The following is a 15,753-nucleotide window of genomic DNA, read 5'->3' as shown; positions in this document are numbered from 1 at the left end:
GAAGCCCGTGAGGCAGAGGTGTGAAGCAACGACAGCCTGACATCCGGGCACGTGATGTGGAACCTGACCCTCCGGATTTGTATGCGGTGGCAAAAGGGGCCTGCCAAACAACCTTCCGGCTGTGAGCGTCGGTCGTAGCATCCCTGCGCGTCGAACAACCGGAGCACACCATGCCCACCAGCGTCCTCATCGCGGTCGCCTTGTCCGTCCTCCTCGGATTCCTGGTGATCGTGCTGCCCACCGGGGACACCGAGGCTTCCGGCTCGGCGGCGGCGGACCATGCGACGATCAACGCCGGAACCGTCGACGGCAATAGGCGCGTCGACTTCCCACAGGTCCGCTGGAACATCAACCACGGCTCGGGTGCCTATCTGACAATGCTCGACCAACTGCGGAACCTCGCCGAGACCTCGGCCAACGGTCGTGCCACACCCAACTTGGACACCGGGGCGGAAGTCGTCATCACCGACGACACGGAGACCCAGAGTTTCGCCGACATCGTGATCGGCAGTGGCAACACCACCCCCACGCTGCATGCGATCGTACGGCTCAGCGACTATTACGTCGTGCGGTTCTTTTCCGGCGACACCTCGCACGGCTTCGTCCTGAACCTCGCCTCCGACGTCCACGGCAAGGAGGACGCCGCAGACGACAACTGGTCTTTCGGCAAGGAGGGCTATGACGCCCTCGCCCGTGTCGCGAACCAGTCGCTGACCGCCGTCAACCTGAGCGAGTCCAGCCTTGAGAACAGCCTCAGGGACCTCGGCATCCGCAGCGCCGACCGCACCGCCCAGGCGCGCGGCATGCTGCGCTACAGCATCGCCATCACCGAGGCCTCACGGTTCCGCCACATCGCCAACCGCATCGCGAACGGCATGAACAACGGGTCCGACGTCTTCGTCACCGCACAGGAGGTCGGCCTGATACGTACCTAGACCAGCATCAGCCATGTCTTCATCGGCCGCACCAACCGCACCGACCTCTCCGCCGGGCACCAGCATCGCCGGCAACACCGTCGCGGACGTCCGCGACGCCGCGGACCTGCACGCAGTCGCTCTCAACGACAGCCCCTACCCCAACACGAAGGACGAGCTGTGAGCGCGGCAGCGGGCCTGATCCAGGACGGCCGTCGCCGGCGGGATACTCCTCCCCTGTCCCGCCGGGGCTTCTTCCTGCCGGTCACCGACCGCAGGGCTTCTCGTGATCCTGGATGCCGTGTTCGGATCGATTCCGTGATCCCGGCACCCGCCGGGACGTTTCTCCCGAAGCTGTCGGCTGGCGTTGCTGAGGATCTCGGCGACCGCGGACGATTCCGGCTACACCGTCCCGCCGCAGGCCGACGCGGGCTGGATCGGGGCCGCTGGGCCCTGGGCTTCGTACCTGGACACCGGCTCGGGCGGCCCGGAGAACCACTTCACCAACCGCAACACCACCGCACCTGACGGCCCTGCTCAAACGCGCCGGAAGGATTCCGGCCCACGGCAGCCAGCGCACAGACTGGGACGCGGGCTGCCGACCGGGGGCGGACAACCCCGAGCGGGACCAGGTTCCGCTGTTCTCGATCCCCGTGGCCGACGGTGCGACGTGAGGATTTCGTCATCGGCTGCGGGATGCTGCCCGACCGCCACTCCCCATTGAATGGGAGAACAACGCGACGTCTCAGGAGGCGAGCGGGGATGGGGCGCGTGCGAAAGGTATCGACCGGGCCGTTGGCTGTCGCGGTGCTGGTCGTGGTGGTCGGCGGCGTTGGCTTCGGGCTGTACTGGTTCCAGCTGGGGAAGCTGTGGCAGGACCAAGCTGACCATCTGGCCTTCGGTGCTTGTCAACCCTGCGCCGCTTGAGTGCGCCATGGCGAGATCCGAATGGTGCCCACGACCGGCCGCCTGCGTCGGACGGGTAACGCCGGGGCCGAGATAGTGACGCTTTCAGGTCGCCGGCTGTTCCGGCTCCAGCTGGCAGCCGCCGAGGACGAGGCGCCAGGGCCCTCTCGGGACGGCGGAGGGCTGCCCCTACCGCATCCGCTGTCCCAGGGCGCGTGACATCTGCCGTACTGAGGGAACCGAGTTGGGAAGTGGCAGGCATCCAGCGCCCTCACTTTCCTGCTGAAGGAGAATAGCCTTCTCCGGTATTGCATCGGGGGTTCTCTCTCAGTGTGAGTCTACCTATGCTGAAACCGCCCGCCGGCCCCCCACATCCGCGACAACAGGCCGTCGTTGCTTCATGGAAGCGAGGTTTTCCCCATGCGCATGAGTACGAGACTTCCCACCCGGCGAGGGTTGCTGGCCGGAGCGGCCGCCTCGCTGCTGGCCGTGACGTCCGTCCAGTCAGTCGCTGCTCAGGCGGCCGAACCCTCCACCCTTCCCTCCCCGGCCGAGGTCTCGGTCGACTTCGGCTCACGCGAGGGCCGACTGCCGCGCCCGGAACGGCTGAACAACTTCGGCAACGTCACGGCGTGGCCCGACCAGCGCGCCGCCGACGCGAAGTTCCTGAACCGGCAGGGCCTGCACGGCGACATCTACCGGATCTGGCTCAGCAGCCCGAACGCGGCGGACAGCCTCGACGTGTTCAACCTGTGTGACCTGAAAGCACAGCGGTGCGACCTGTCCAAGCTGGACGCCTACCTCACCGAGGCGAGCACGGTCTCCGACTCGGTGCTGATCAACCTCAACCCGACGGACTTCGTCGAAGGCAAACGGCCCTTCGATGACCTCGAGCCGATGCTCGAACTGATCGTGCGGAGCGTCAAGGCGAAGTACCCCCGCGTCAAGTACGTGGAGGCCTTCAACGAGCCGGACTGGCAGTTCCACGGCCAGCAGCGCAAGACGGGTACCCCGGCGGACAGGACGACGCTGCAGCCGGGTGGTCTGTACCGCTTCTACGAGCCCTACTACGAGGCCGTCAACAAGGTCAACAAGGGCCTGCGGCGCGCGGACCGGATCAAACTCGGCGGACCGGCGCTGATGTGGATGGACCCGAAGTGGATGAAGCCCTTCCTCGACGACTACGCCGCCGACCGGGACCCGCGCAAGCGTCTGGACTTCCTCTCCTATCACGCGTACCTCAAATGGGACGACAACTACCAGACGCCGACGATGTACAACGGCGACCTGAGGGTGGTGGCGTCCCAGCGGGAGACCCTGCGCGGCTGGCTGAAGGAGCGCCGCATCCACCAGCCCATCCCGAGCTATGTCACCGAGACGGGCGTCTACCCCGGCCCGGCCTACGACGACACCGACCCCAAGAAGGACTACATCCGGCAGGCAGCCGGTATGGCCACCTACAACTACTACTTCGCGAACCAGCCGGACACCTACATGTTCAACTGGTGCGTCCGGCACCGGGTCGAGGAGCGTAAGGACCAGCTCGTGACCCGCACCCCGAACGGGCCGGTCAACGACACCTTCACTCCCTACGGCAACACGATGCTGATGCAGTCCCGGATGAAGGACACCAGGGTCGCCGCCGAGTCGGACGCGCTCGAAGGGGACAACGGCGTTTACGCGATGGCGTCGAAGGACCGTACCGGCGCGTCGCTGATGGTCTGGAACTGGCAGCATGTGGGCGACCGCAGCTACCGGGCCACCATCGACATGTCCCGGATGCCGTCCGAGCTCAGGAACCGTCCGGTCCGCCGGCTCATGTACCGGATCGACCAGAACACGAGCAACTACTTCTCCGACCCGGGCAAGGCCGGCCTCCAGCTGGTCGACAAGAAGATCGTCAGGCCCGGCAGGACCCACACCGCAACCGTCGATCTCGCGCCCAACGCGATCTACCTGATCGTCCTGGAACGCGCCTGAGTCCCGGGAGCGGCACCACCCGGTGCCGCTCCGCACCGGTCAGTGGCAGGTGATGGCCCGCTCCGGGCAGCTCATCGCAGCGGAGCGCGCTGCCTGCTCGAACTCATCCGGTACATCGGGTTGTTCGGTCACGGCGTAGCCGTCGTCGCTCAGGTCGAACACCTCGGGGCTGACGGTGCAGCAGACGCCGTGACCACGGCAGCGGTCCTCGTCGATGGTCACCTTCATCGCGTGCCCTCCTCGGCGTGCGTGAATTCCAGGTTGAGGTGGGTCAGGCCGCGCAGCATGTACGTCGGCAGGTACTGGTAGCGGCGCGCGTCCGCCGGCCCGTGCACGCGCTCGGAGATCCGTATGTCGCTGGTGCGTGCCAGGAGGCGCTCGATGCCGACCCTTGCCTCGGCCCGGGCGAGCGGCGCGCCGGGGCAGGTGTGGATGCCGCGGCCGAAGGAGATGTGGTGCCGGGCGTTCGGGCGGGCGGGATCGAAGGTCGCCGGGTCCTCGAAGCGGCGCGGGTCGCGGTTGGCCGCGCTGTTGACGACCATCAGCGTGGTACCGGCCGGGATGTCGACACCGCCCACCGTGGCCGGGACACGGGAGAGCCGGAAGTCGCCCTTGACCGGGCTCTCCATCCGCAGGGTCTCCTCGACGAAGTTCGGGACGCGGTCCGGCTCCGAGCGCAACAGCGTCTGGAGGTCGGGGCGTTCGGCGATCACCTTGAACGCGGAGCTGAGCAGCCGGACGGTGGTCTCCTGCCCGGCGGAGAACAGGTTGGCGGCCACCCGGACGGCGTCGGCGACCTCGGGCAGGGAACCGTCGGGGAACGTGGCGGTGGCCAGCCCGGTCAGGACGTCCTCGCGCGGTTCCCGGCGCCGGTCCTCGATGTAGTCGGTGAACCGCCCGTACAGGAACTCCAGTGGCGAGTGGGCGAGGGCGTCCTCCCCCGTGCTGCCGATGCCGCCCCCCGCCTGCGGCCGACGCTGAAGCGCGAAGAGGAACTCCTCCCGGTCCTCCTCGGGCACGCCGAGCAGGTCCGCGATGACGAGCAGCGTGAAGGGGCCCGCGAACTCGCTGATGAACTCGCCCTCCGGGTGGGCCAGGAAGGTGTCCAGCAGGCGGTCGGCGATCTCCCGGAGGGCGGCTTCGTTCTCCTTGAGCCGCTTCGGCGTGATCAGCCGCATCAGCAGTCCGCGGTGCGCGGTGTGTACCGGGGGATCGAGGGTGGGCAGTTGGTCGCTCATGGGCAGCTCGTGGCGATGCCGCTCGATGAGCTCACTGACGTCGTCACCGTCCAGCGGGACCGGGAAACCCGGGAAGGGGCCGGTCACCGACAGGCACGACGAAAAGGTCTGCGCGTCCTGGGTCACGTGGACCGCCTCGTCGTACCCCGTCACCATCATCACGCCGTGGTGGGGCTCCCGGGCGACGGGGCAGCGTGTGCGCAGAGCGTCGAAGTACGGATACGGGTCCGCCACGGTGGCGTCGTCCCGGAAGAAGTCGATCGCGTCGATGTCCTCGGGCGGCTCGTCGTGCATCACTGGCCGGTCTCCTTGGTCGATTCGAGGCGCGAGTGGACCTCTCGCGCACGAGAATCTAATTCTCGATCCAGAGTATTGCTAGTGCCCATGCGATTCGGCCGCGCGGGCGGCCATCTCGTCGGCCAGGCCCCAGCGCCGAGCCTCCGTCGCGCTCAACGAGGCGCCGGTCATGGCGAGATAGGCGGTCCGTTCGCGGCCGATCCGCCTCGGCAGACTCGCGGTGCCGCCCGCGCCCGGGATGAGTCCCATGCTGATCTCGGGCAGCCGGATCACCGTGTCCTGCACCACGATCACGCGGCCCGCGAAGGCGGCCAGTTCGATGCCCGCGCCGACGCAGGCGCCGTGCAGATGCGCGGTCACCTTGGGCGCGCACCGCTGGAGAAGCGCGGCGGGGCTGCGGTGCACACGCACCTGGTGGGCCCGCGCCTGGTCGGTCGAGGAGCCGAACTCGGCGAGGTCACCGCCGCTGCAGAAAGAGGAGCCGCTGCCGCGCAGGTCGACGCGGGCGACCGTCGGGTCCGTCACGGCGACCTCCAGGGCCTCGCACAGGGCGTCCCGGGTCGCGGCGTCGAAAGCGTTGTGCACCCGCGGGCGGTTCAGTGTGATGGTGAGCCGGTCGCCGTCCCGATCGAGCAGGACGGGCTCGGTGGACGGGCGGGCGGCATGCCGGTGCTTCCCAGAGAGCCAGGACCGGTGGGCGGCCCCCACCTGGAGGGTGGAGTAGGCGAGCGACTCCACGACCAACCGGTCGGACGGTGGCAGGCCCGGCCCCATGCGAAGCACCTGTACGAGGGTGAGGCAGGCGTCAGGTCGGGCGGCGACGATGTCCCGGAGCCGCTGGGCGGTGGCGTACGGATCGGCGCACCCGACCCAGGGCCGGGGCGGGTCGGCCGACGCGGTGAGCAGCAGGTCGAATTCCCCTTCCGGCTCTCTGGGTTCCGCCGCCACGGCGACTCGCACACACGGAGTTTCCCGTGGGGGGCGGGGGGGTGAGCGGTCGAGGTCGACCAGGAGGAAGGGTGGTTCCATGACGCCCGCAGTGTAACCTTGCCTCACGTCAGAGGAGAAGGGTGTTCACGTCTTGAAGAATGCCACTCTCGCCCGCTGGACGGCCGCCGTGGAGGGCAGGCTAGGACCCCTGACCGTAGTCGCCGACGACTTCACCAGCCTGACCGGCGTCCCCGTGGACCTGGAACGTGCGCTCTTCGAGCGAGCCGCACTCGCCGGCTACCACCTCCCCGGCAGGGTTTCGGCAGGGGGCTCCTGCCGGCTCCTCGCCACCGCCGACGGCTGGGCAGCGGTCAATCTGGCCCGCCCCGACGATCATGCCGCCCTCCCGGCCCTTCTCGGACTTCTCGCCACGCCCCGGGCCGAGCTGGGGACCGCAGCGGGCCGAACGGTCGCGGCCGAACTGGCGCGATCCGCACAGACCTTGGGTGTGGCCGCCGCCGCGCTCGGATCCGAGTGCGGCCACCGTGCCCCGGTGAGCGCCGAACGGCACGGACCGTCCTGCCCACGCGACCTCACCCGCCTCAAGGTCGTCGACCTGTCCGCGCTCTGGGCGGGCCCCCTGTGTGCCCGTCTGCTCGGTCTGGCCGGTGCCCGAGTGGTGAAGGTGGAGAGCACCACGCGGCCGGACGGGGCCCGTTTCGGCCACCCGGACTTCTACCGTCGTCTGCACGCCGGGCACGAGAGCCTGGTGCTCGACTTCGCCTCCGGCGCGCTGGCCGAGGCACTCGCGGACGCCGACGTGGTCGTGGAGGCGTCCCGGCCGCGGGCGCTGCGGCGGCTGGGCGTGCACGCGGAGGAGTTCCTCGCCGCCCGTCCCGGCCGGGTGTGGGTGAGCATCACCGGCTACGGCCGCGACGACGACCGGATCGCCTTCGGCGACGACGCGGCGGTCGCCGGCGGCCTGACGGGCCGGGACCGGTACGGCGACCCGGTGTTCCTCGGCGACGCGCTCGCCGATCCCGTCACCGGCCTGTACGCCGCCCGGGCCGTCGCCCGTTCCCTGGCGCGGGGCGGCGGGGAACTGCTGTGCGTGTCCATGGCGGCCTGCGCCGCCGCGCAGGCCGAGGCGCCGGTGGCGCCGTGCTGATCAGGGACGTTGAGGTCGAGGGCCACGGCCGGGTGGACGTCCGGGTCGAGGACGGCCGGGTCGCCGCGATCGGGAGCCGACTGGCCGGTGACGCCCAGGTCGAGGGGGGCGGCGCGGCCCTGTTGCCCGGGCTCCACGACCACCACATCCACCTCATGGCGCTGGCGGCCGAGACGGCCTCGGTGCGGGTGGGGCCCGCCGAGGTGCGGGGACGCGACGAACTCGCGGTGTCGCTGCGGGCCGGGGCGCCGGGGGAGTGGGTCCGGGCCGTCGGCTACCACGAGAGCGTCGCGGGGGAGCTGGACCGGTGGACGCTGGACGCCCTCGTCCCCGACCGCCCGGTCCGCGTGCAGCACCGCAGCGGCGCCATGTGGTTCCTGAACAGCGCGGCGCTGCGGACGGCCGGGCTGGAGAGCGCCGACGGGCGCCTGTGGCGCGAGGACGGCCGTCTGCGCGCCCTCCTGCCGCCCGTCCCGCTCGACCCGGCTGGGGTCGGACGACGGGCCGCGGCCCTCGGCGTCACCGGCTTCACCAACGCCGACCCGCACCCCGCCGACGGTCTCGCGCAGACGCTGTCCGTCCTGCCCCAGCGACTGATCGTCATGGGTGTGGACCGGCCGGTGAAGCTGCTGCTCGATGACCCGGCCCTGCCCACACCCGCCGATCTGGCCGCCACGGTGGCCGACGTACGGCCCCGGCCGGTCGCCGTGCACTGCGTCACCCGCGTGCAGTTGCTCGTGACACTCCTCGCCCTGGAGGAAGTGGGCCCGGTCGAGGGCGACCGGATCGAGCACGGGTCCGTGATCCCGACGGAGGCACTCCCACGGCTCCGCCGGCTCGGTGTCATCGTGGTGACCCAGCCGCACTTCCCGGTCGAAAGGGCCGAGGCTTACGCGACTGAGGTGCACCCCGACGACCGGCCGCACCTCTACCGCTGCCGCAGCCTCGCCGAAGCGGGCGTCCCGGTCGCCGCCGGAACCGACGCGCCGTACGGCACCCACGACCCCTGGGCCGTCATGCGGTCCGCAGTCGCACGCGACGCGGGAGAGAGTCTCACCCCGCGCGCCGCGCTGCGGCTCTTCCTGGGCAGCCCGCACCGGCCGGATCGCGAACGGCGGGTGACGGTCGGCTCGCCGGCCGACATCTGCCTGCTCCATGTGCCCCTGCGGGAGGCGCTCGACGCGCTGACCGCCGATGCCGTACGGGCCGCGTATGTGCGGGGCCGCCTGATCACCGAACCCACGCGGACCAGCGAAGGAGCCCAGTGAACGAGACGCATGACGAAGACTTCCGCGAGCCCTACGTGGACGTGGACGAATGGCGCGACACCCCGGTGCGTCACCGCTACGTCCACGGTGGCTTCGCCGACAACGGCACACGGTTCTCGATCTACTTCCCGCCGGACGACGCCTACCAGGGGCGCTTCTTCCAGCACATCACCCCCGTCCCCGGCAGCGAGCACCAGGCGCAGACGGCCCGCGGGCAGGAGGACAGGATCTCCTTCGCCGCCTCGAGCGGCGCGTACTTCCTGGAGACCAACGGCGGCGGCGCGGACCCGGGCGACCCGACCATCGCCGGCTTCCGCGCCAACGCGGCGGCGGCCCGTCACTCACGCGTCGTCGCCCAGCGGGTCTACGGGCACCACCGGGTCCACGGGTACGCGTACGGCGGCAGCGGCGGTGGCTTCCGGACGATCGCCGGTGCCGAGAACACCGACGGAGCCTGGGACGGGTTCGTGCCGTACGTCATCGGCAGCCCCATGGCCATACCGAACGTCTTCAGCGTACGCATGCACGCGCAGCGGGTGCTCCGGCACCGGCTGGACAGCATCGTCGACGCGCTGGAACCCGGCGGCAGCGGGGACCCGTACGCGGGCCTCGACTCCGAGGAGAGGGCGGCGCTCGCCGAAGTCACGGCCATGGGCTTCCCGCCGCGCGCCTGGTTCGGACACCGCACGATGGGCATGCACGCCTTCACTGCCCTCTACGGTGGCATGCGCCTGGTCGATCCCGGCTACTTCGAGGACTTCTGGACGCTGCCCGGCTACCTCGGGGCCGACTCCGGGTCCTCGGTCCACCGCGACCGCCTCCGGTACGCCTGCGAGATCGCCGCCGTGATCACAGCGCGGGAGGCTGCGCGGCTCGGGCTCGGCGTCCCGCACATACCGGACGCACGGGGCGGGGTGGACCACGCCTTCCGGGGCACGGGAGCGGACGAGGACTCCGTCGTCGCCCTGAGGCTCGCCGTGTCCGCCTCCATCGACGCGCAGGGCGCGGAGCTGACCGTGCGGACCGGGCAGGCCGAGGGGCAGTCCCTCGTCCTGCGTGAAGTGCGGGGCGACCTGGCACTGCTGGACGAGCAGAACGATCCGTCCGCGGTCACGGCCCTGCGCCCCGGGGACCGCGTGGACGTCGACAACGGCAACTTCCTCGCGGCCCAGACCTACCACCGACACCAGGTCCCGCCCGACGGCTTCCCGGTCTGGGACCGCTTCCGCGACGCGGCCGGGAAGCCGGTCCCGCCGCAGCGGCCCCAACTGCTGGGACCGCTCTTCTCGCTGGGCGCGACCGGGGCCGTCCAGACGGGGAAGTTCGCCGGGAAGATGATCGTGGTCGCCTGTCTCCTGGACCGGGAGGCGTTTCCCTGGCAGGCGGACTGGTACCGGTCGGCTGTCCGACACCACCTCGGGGACGCCACCGACGAGCACTTCCGCCTCTGGTACGTCGACAACGCCCTGCACGGTGACGAGGAGATCCAGGAGGATCCCACCCGGTCCGTGAGTTACCTGGGGGTTCTGCACCAGGCGCTGCGTGACCTGAGCGCGTGGGTGGAGCAGGGCATGCCTCCCGTCGCCTCGACCGACTGCACGATCGACGACGGCCAGGTCGTGGTGCCGTCATCCGCGGCCGCCCAGCGGGGAGTTCAGCCAGTCGTCCAGCTGACCGTGGACGGCGCGGACCGTGCCGATGTGCGACCCGGGGAGGAGCAGGTCACGCTCTGCGCCGTCGGCGAGGTCCCACCCGGCGCCGGGAAGATCGTCGCGGTCCAGTGGGACCTCGACGGCGCCGGCACGTTCCCGGTGACCGAGGACGTCACACCGGCCGAACGCGTCCGTGTGGAGCGGCGCCACGCCTTCTCCTCGCCCGGCACCCACTTCGTGACCGTACGGGTCCGCTCCGAGCGCGACGGCGACGCCTCGGCCCTTTTCACGAGGGTGGACAACACCGCCCGGGTCCGGGTGGTCGTCGCCGGCACCGGCCACACCGACTGACATGGTCAGACGCTGTACCCGCCGTCCACCCCCAGCGCCTGGCCCGTGACGAACCCGGCCCGGTCCGAGGCGAGGAACGCGACCGCCTCCGCGATGTCCTGGGCCTGCCCGAAGCGACGCAGGGGGATGTTGCGGCGGGTGACGGCGAGGGCCTCCTCGTCGAGCTCGCCCGTGTCGATCAGCCGCCCCGCGATACCGTCCGTGAGCATGCCCGGGGCGACGCAGTTGACGCGGACGCCGTAGCGGCCCTCCTCGGCGGCCAGGGCGCGGGCGACGGCCTCGACCGCCCCTTTGACGCCCGAGGACAGCCCGTCGCGGACCGGGTAACGGCGCGTGGCGACGGTGGTGACGGCGACGATGTTGCCTCCGCTCTCCCGCAGCAGCGGCAGCGCGGGATGGACGAGGTTGAAGAACGCCCCCGCGTCGGCCTCCAGCTGAGCGCGGTACCGGCTGGGCGTGACCTTGCTCAGGTGGGTCATGGGCACGTGCGGCCCGGCCGCGTAGACCAGCGTGTGTACCCCTCCGCACCCGCGCACGGCCCGAGCGGTCTCCGTCGCGTCGGTCAGATCCAGCCGCAGGGCGGTGACCGGGCGGCCGTGGCCCTTCACCTCCCGGACGAGGTCCTCGGCCGCCTCCTGGTTGGCGCGGTAGGTGAACACGATGTCGCTGCCGCGTTCGGCCAGCGTTCTGACGATCGCGGCTCCGATGCCACCGGTGCCGCCCGCCACGAAGGCCGTGCCCGGCCTGGCGGAGAAGTCCTCCATCGACATGTGTCACAACCCCAGGGACTTGGCGATGATGACCTTCATGACCTCGCTGGTCCCGGCGTAGATACGGGTGATGCGGGCGTCCGCGTACAGCCGGGCGATCGGGTACTCCAGCATGTAGCCGTAACCGCCGAAGAGTTGAAGACACCGGTCGACGGCGCGGGCCTGCATCTCGGTGCAGAACAGTTTGACCTTCGCGGCGTCCGCACCGGACAGCCGCCCGTCGACCAGCTCCAGCACGGCCCGGTCGAGCACGGCCTGAGCGGCCTCGATCTCGGCGTCCACGGCGGCCAGTTCGAACTTGGTGTTCTGGAAGGACGCGACCGGCGTCCCGAACACGTTCCGTTCCTTGACGTACGCGATCGTCGTGTCGAGCGCGGCCCGCGCCTGCGCCACCGAACCCACCGCGACGGTCATCCTCTCCTGGGGGAGGTTGTGCCCGAGGTAGGTGAAGGCACTGCCCTCCTCGCCGAGCCGGTTGGCGGCGGGCACCCGGACCTCGTCGAAGGCCAGCTCCACGGTGTCCTGGACCTTGATGCCCATCTTGTCCAGCACCCGGCCGCGAGTGAAGCCAGGCATGCCGTCCTCCACCACCAGCAGCGTGAGCCCGGCCCGGCGGTCGACCGGGTCGGTCGACGTGCGTGCCACCACGATCACCAGGTCGGCGAGGAGTCCGCCGGTGATGAACGTCTTGGCGCCGCTCACCACGTAGTGGTCGCCGTCGCGCACGGCGGTCGTGCGGATGCCCGCGAGGTCGGAGCCGGTGCTGGGCTCGGTCATCGCGATCGCGGTCAGCAGCCGGCCGGAGGCCAGCCCGGGGAACCAGCGCCGGCGCTGCTCCTCGTTCGCGTAGGTGAGGAAGTACGGCAGCACGACGTCGAGTTGGGTGCGGACCGTGCCGAGCGTGACGAGGGCGCGGGCCGCCTCCTCCTGGAGGACCACGTTGTAGCGGTAGTCGGGCTGCCCGCCCCCGCCGTACTCCTCAGGGACGGGTACGCCCAGCAGGCCGAGCGAGCCCAGCCGCTCGAAGAACGACCGGGGCAGGCGCCCGGCCTGCTCCCACTCGGCGTAGTGCGGGACCACCTCCTTGGCCACGACGTCCCGGACCAGCTCCCGGAACGCCTCGTGGTCGGCGGTGAAGACATCACGGCGCACGGCAACCCCCCGGGTCAGTGGACGAGTTCGACGAGCGTGGCGTTCGCGGTGCCACCGCCCTCGCACATGGTCAGCAGGCCGTAGCGGATGCCGTGGTCGCGCATGTGGTGGATCATGCGGGTCATCAGGACGGCCCCCGACGCGCCCAGCGGATGGCCGAGCGCGATGGCACCCCCGAGCGGATTGAGCAGCTCCGGGTCGGCACCCGTCTCGGCGAGCCAGGCGAGCGGAACGGGCGCGAAGGCCTCGTTCACCTCGAAGACACCGACCTCCGACAGGCCCACTCCCGCCTTGCGCAGAACCTGCTCCGTCGCCGGGACCGGCCCGGTCAGCATCAGCACCGGGTCCGAGCCCACCACTGCTCCCGCCCGGTAGCGCACGATCGGCGTCAGCCCCAACTCCCGTGCCCTGTCCGGGGTGGTGACCAGGAGCGCCGCCGCGCCGTCGGAGATCTGCGAGGCGTTGCCGGCGTGGATCACACCGTCGTCCAGGAAGGACGGCTTCAGCTTCGCGAGCGTCTCCAGGCTGGTGCCCCGGCGAATGCCCTCGTCGGCCGTCACCCCCGCCACCGGCAGGATCTGCTCCCCGAAGGCTCCGGCGTCCTGCGCGGCGGCCGCCCGCTCGTGCGACAGCGCCGCGTACGCGTCGAGCCGGGCCCGGCTGAAGCCCCACTTGTGGGCGATCTTCTCCGCCGAGATGCCCTGATTGAAGGAGAAGTCCTGGTACCGGCCCAGGACTTGGGGACCGTACGGCATTCCGCTCGCCCTGGCCGAGCCCAGCGGGACCCGGCTCATGACCTCGACCCCGCCCGCCACGACCACCTCCTGCTGCCCGGACAACACCGCCTGCACGGCGAACTCCAGCGCCTGCTGGCTGGACCCGCAGGCCCGGTTGACCGTGGTCCCGGGGATACTCTCGGGCCAGCCCGCGGCCAGCACCGCGTACCGGCCGATGTTGCTCGACTGGTCGCCGACCTGGGAGACGCACCCCCAGATCACGTCGTCGACGGTCTCCGGGGCGAACCCGGCCCGCTCGACCAGCGCGTTCAGCACCGCGCCGGACAGATCGGCCGGGTGGCTGCCCGCCAGCCCGCCGTTCCGCTTGCCCACAGCGGTGCGGACCGCCGCCGCGATCACCGCTTCCCGTATCACGTGTCGTCGTCCTCCGATCGGCTCGGCACGGCCCAGTCGCCCGTGAAGAGTGGTTCGCGTCGCGAGGCGAACGCGGCGTACGCCTCGCGGACGTCCGCGCCCGCGAAGTTCACCGCCTGTGCTCGCGCCTCGTTCGTCAGCGCGTCCCGCAAGGTACGGCCGGTGCCCTCGTTCAGCAGCGCCTTGGTCTGGGCGAGGGCCACCGGCGGACCGGCCACCAGGCGTGCGGTCAGGTCGTCGACGAAGGCGTCCACCACGTCGGCCGCCGTCACCCAGGTCACCAGGCCCAGTGCCTTCGCCTCCTCGGCGTCGATCGTCTCCGCGAGCAGCGCGAGCCGCTTGGCCTGCTGCAACCCGACGAGTCTGGGCAGCAGCCAAGAGCCGCCGCAGTCCGGGGACAGACCGCGCCGGGCGAAGATCTGCGAGAAGCGCGCCTCCGGTGTGGCGACCACCAGATCGCAGCCGAGTGCCAGGTTCCAGCCCGCCCCCACCGCAGCCCCGGTCACCTTGGCGACCGTGGGCGCGGGCAGTTCGTGCAGCAACAGCGTCACGTCGGTGAGAGGCCGCATGCGGTACAGGGGGTGGGCGCTGCTGACCCTCCTGGGGATGTCCGCGCCGGAGCAGAATGCCCCGCCCGCCCCGGTCAGGACGAGCGCCCGGACCGACCGGTCACCGCCCGCCTCCGCGAGAGCCTCGCGCAGGGCCTCCCACAGTTCGGCGTCGATGGCGTTCCTGCGGTGCGGCCGGTTCAGGGTCAGGGTCCGGACGCCGCCCGCGTCGCTCGTCAGCAGCACGCTCACCGGACCGCTCCCCGTGCCCGCAGGGCGGCGATCTCCGGCTGTGCGTAGTTGAGTTCGGTCAGTACGGCATCCGTGTGTTCACCGAGCGCGGGGATCGCGCCCATCGGCGGGTCGAACCCGGCGATCACGGGTGGCGGCAGTAGCGCGGGCACCGGCCCCGACGGCGTGCCGACCTCTCGCCAGCGGTCGCGCGCGGCGAGGTGAGGATGGTCGAGGACATCGGTGACCGTGTTGTACCGGGCGTTGCCGATCCCGGCCGCGTCGGCCAACTCCTGGACGTGACCCAGGTCGTACCGCGCGCACCAGGCGCCGATCGCGGTGTCGAGGACCTCGCGGTGCTCCACACGGCCGGCGTTCGTGCGGAACCGCTCGTCGTCCGCGAGGTCCGGTCGGCCGATCAACTCCGTGGCCAGCCGCTGCCATTCGCGGTCGTTCGTGGTGCCGAGCACGACGGTCTGCCCGTCGGCCGTGCGATAGGCGCCGTAGGGGGACACGGCGGGCGAACTCATGCCGAGCGGCTGCTGCTCCACCCCCGAGTGCCGCGTGTAGGTCAGCGGGTAGCCCATCAGCTCGGCCATGGTGTCGAGCAGGCTCACCGCCACCTGCCCCGGCCGTCTGGCGTACAGCAGCGCCAGCACCGACAGCGCCGCGTACAGTCCGCTGCACACGTCCGCCACCGGCGGTCCCGGTTTGGCGGGAGCACCGGGCCGGCCCGTTACCGAGCAGGCCCCCGACTCCGCCTGGACCAGCAGGTCGTAGGCGCGTTTGTGGGAGAGGGGCCCGCCGGGGCCGTAGCCGTCGATCTCCACGGCGATCAGGTCCGGGTGGCTCACCTCCAGATCGGCGGCGGCCAGACCCAGCTTGGCCGTGGTGCCGGGCGTGAGGTTGGAGACCAGCACGTCGGCGCGCTCCAGCAGCCGGTGCAGGACCGCCTGCCCGCCGTCCGACTTCAGGTCCAGGGCCACCGACTCCTTACCTCGGTTGGCCCACACGAAGTGGGCCGCGAGGCCGCCGACCACGTCGTCGTAGTGTCGGGCGAAGTCGCCGCCCGCCGGGTTCTCCACCTTGATCACCCGGGCGCCGAAGTCGCCGAGCGTGCGCGTGCACATGGGGGCCGAGACGGCCTGCTCCAGTGCCACCACCGTGATCCCCGCCAGGGGGCCGCTGTCAGTCACC

Annotated in this window: 15 protein-coding genes and 1 pseudogene; 8 read left to right on the top strand and 8 right to left on the bottom strand. The window is 71.0% G+C overall.

Annotated elements, in window-relative coordinates:
• Positions 1-170 precede the first annotated feature (170 nt).
• The 5 genes and pseudogenes from ACFY9S_RS27545 to ACFY9S_RS27525 all read left to right on the top strand — a co-directional run bounded on the left by ACFY9S_RS27545 (position 171) and on the right by ACFY9S_RS27525 (position 3,800).
• Positions 171-935 (top strand): ribosome-inactivating family protein, encoded by a 765-nt coding sequence (locus ACFY9S_RS27545; protein WP_391133035.1) that lies wholly within the window; start codon positions 171-173, stop codon positions 933-935.
• A 13-nt stretch (positions 936-948) separates the two neighbouring features.
• A complete protein-coding gene (locus ACFY9S_RS27540; protein ID WP_391133032.1) occupies positions 949-1,098 on the top strand; it encodes a hypothetical protein in 150 nt (49 codons plus the stop codon).
• Positions 1,099-1,314: 216 nt separating this feature from the next.
• Positions 1,315-1,588, top strand: a pseudogene (locus tag ACFY9S_RS27535) (hypothetical protein); the annotation flags it as partial.
• A 97-nt stretch (positions 1,589-1,685) separates the two neighbouring features.
• Complete coding sequence (locus ACFY9S_RS27530) at positions 1,686-1,841, top strand: hypothetical protein (RefSeq protein ID WP_391133030.1); 156 nt, start codon at positions 1,686-1,688, stop codon at positions 1,839-1,841.
• Between the two features lie 405 nt (positions 1,842-2,246).
• The gene (locus tag ACFY9S_RS27525) at positions 2,247-3,800 is read left to right on the top strand and encodes a hypothetical protein (protein ID WP_391133027.1); all 1,554 of its coding nucleotides are present in this window, start codon (positions 2,247-2,249) and stop codon (positions 3,798-3,800) included.
• Positions 3,801-3,839: 39 nt separating this feature from the next.
• Here ACFY9S_RS27525 and ACFY9S_RS27520 read toward each other — a convergent pair whose 3' ends face one another.
• The 3 genes from ACFY9S_RS27520 to ACFY9S_RS27510 form a co-directional block, all read right to left on the bottom strand.
• Entirely contained in the window at positions 3,840-4,028 is a 189-nt protein-coding gene (locus ACFY9S_RS27520) for a ferredoxin (RefSeq protein WP_391133024.1), read from the bottom strand.
• Positions 4,025-5,332: a cytochrome P450 gene (locus ACFY9S_RS27515; RefSeq protein ID WP_391133021.1), complete on the bottom strand. Its 1,308-nt coding sequence runs from the start codon at positions 5,330-5,332 to the stop codon at positions 4,025-4,027. Before ACFY9S_RS27515 ends, ACFY9S_RS27520 begins: the two co-directional genes overlap by 4 nt.
• A gap of 81 nt (positions 5,333-5,413) precedes the next feature.
• A complete protein-coding gene (locus tag ACFY9S_RS27510) occupies positions 5,414-6,295 on the bottom strand; it encodes an enoyl-CoA hydratase-related protein (protein ID WP_391133018.1) in 882 nt (293 codons plus the stop codon).
• A 121-nt stretch (positions 6,296-6,416) separates the two neighbouring features.
• On the opposite strand from ACFY9S_RS27510, the gene ACFY9S_RS27505 reads away from it, so the two are divergent.
• Genes ACFY9S_RS27505 through ACFY9S_RS27495 form a run of 3 tightly spaced genes read left to right on the top strand, consistent with a single transcriptional unit; the run spans position 6,417 to position 10,704 of the window.
• Positions 6,417-7,433: a CoA transferase gene (locus ACFY9S_RS27505; protein WP_391133015.1), complete on the top strand. Its 1,017-nt coding sequence runs from the start codon at positions 6,417-6,419 to the stop codon at positions 7,431-7,433.
• Positions 7,427-8,701, top strand: coding sequence for an amidohydrolase family protein (locus ACFY9S_RS27500; protein ID WP_391133013.1), 1,275 nt, complete (start codon positions 7,427-7,429; stop codon positions 8,699-8,701). Before ACFY9S_RS27505 ends, ACFY9S_RS27500 begins: the two co-directional genes overlap by 7 nt.
• The gene (locus ACFY9S_RS27495; RefSeq protein WP_391133010.1) at positions 8,698-10,704 is read left to right on the top strand and encodes a Tat pathway signal sequence domain protein; all 2,007 of its coding nucleotides are present in this window, start codon (positions 8,698-8,700) and stop codon (positions 10,702-10,704) included. The genes ACFY9S_RS27500 and ACFY9S_RS27495 overlap by 4 nt, the downstream gene beginning before the upstream one ends.
• A gap of 5 nt (positions 10,705-10,709) precedes the next feature.
• On the opposite strand, the gene ACFY9S_RS27490 is transcribed toward ACFY9S_RS27495, so the two are convergent.
• From ACFY9S_RS27490 to ACFY9S_RS27470, 5 genes are read right to left on the bottom strand one after another with little or no spacing between them, the layout of a single operon-like run.
• Complete coding sequence (locus ACFY9S_RS27490; RefSeq protein WP_391133365.1) at positions 10,710-11,468, bottom strand: SDR family oxidoreductase; 759 nt, start codon at positions 11,466-11,468, stop codon at positions 10,710-10,712.
• Between the two features lie 9 nt (positions 11,469-11,477).
• A complete protein-coding gene (locus ACFY9S_RS27485) occupies positions 11,478-12,626 on the bottom strand; it encodes an acyl-CoA dehydrogenase family protein (protein WP_391133007.1) in 1,149 nt (382 codons plus the stop codon).
• Between the two features lie 14 nt (positions 12,627-12,640).
• Entirely contained in the window at positions 12,641-13,774 is a 1,134-nt protein-coding gene (locus ACFY9S_RS27480) for an acetyl-CoA C-acyltransferase (RefSeq protein WP_391133362.1), read from the bottom strand.
• Positions 13,774-14,577 carry an enoyl-CoA hydratase-related protein gene (locus tag ACFY9S_RS27475; RefSeq protein WP_391133004.1) on the bottom strand — a complete coding sequence of 268 codons (804 nt, stop codon included), beginning with the start codon at positions 14,575-14,577 and terminating at the stop codon, positions 13,774-13,776. The genes ACFY9S_RS27480 and ACFY9S_RS27475 overlap by 1 nt, the downstream gene beginning before the upstream one ends.
• Positions 14,574-15,752: a CoA transferase gene (locus tag ACFY9S_RS27470; RefSeq protein WP_391133001.1), complete on the bottom strand. Its 1,179-nt coding sequence runs from the start codon at positions 15,750-15,752 to the stop codon at positions 14,574-14,576. Before ACFY9S_RS27470 ends, ACFY9S_RS27475 begins: the two co-directional genes overlap by 4 nt.
• Position 15,753: the final 1 nt, after the last annotated feature.

It is taken from the genome of Streptomyces sp. NPDC012474, from assembly GCF_042955185.1.
GTDB classification, from domain to species: domain Bacteria; phylum Actinomycetota; class Actinomycetes; order Streptomycetales; family Streptomycetaceae; genus Streptomyces; species Streptomyces cahuitamycinicus.
The sequence above is the reverse complement of the archived record's forward strand: the minus strand, read 5'-3'. Positions and strand labels throughout refer to the sequence as shown.

Excerpts from the sequence above, each read along its gene's own strand:
- ACFY9S_RS27520 (WP_391133024.1), bottom strand. The coding sequence starts at position 4,028 with ATGAAGGTGACCATCGACGAGGACCGCTGCCGTGGTCACGGCGTCTGC.
- ACFY9S_RS27545 (WP_391133035.1), top strand. The coding sequence starts at position 171 with ATGCCCACCAGCGTCCTCATCGCGGTCGCCTTGTCCGTCCTCCTCGGA.
- ACFY9S_RS27525 (WP_391133027.1), top strand. The coding sequence starts at position 2,247 with ATGAGTACGAGACTTCCCACCCGGCGAGGGTTGCTGGCCGGAGCGGCC.
- ACFY9S_RS27490 (WP_391133365.1), bottom strand. The coding sequence starts at position 11,468 with ATGGAGGACTTCTCCGCCAGGCCGGGCACGGCCTTCGTGGCGGGCGGC.
- ACFY9S_RS27515 (WP_391133021.1), bottom strand. The coding sequence starts at position 5,332 with ATGCACGACGAGCCGCCCGAGGACATCGACGCGATCGACTTCTTCCGG.
- ACFY9S_RS27540 (WP_391133032.1), top strand. The coding sequence starts at position 949 with ATGTCTTCATCGGCCGCACCAACCGCACCGACCTCTCCGCCGGGCACC.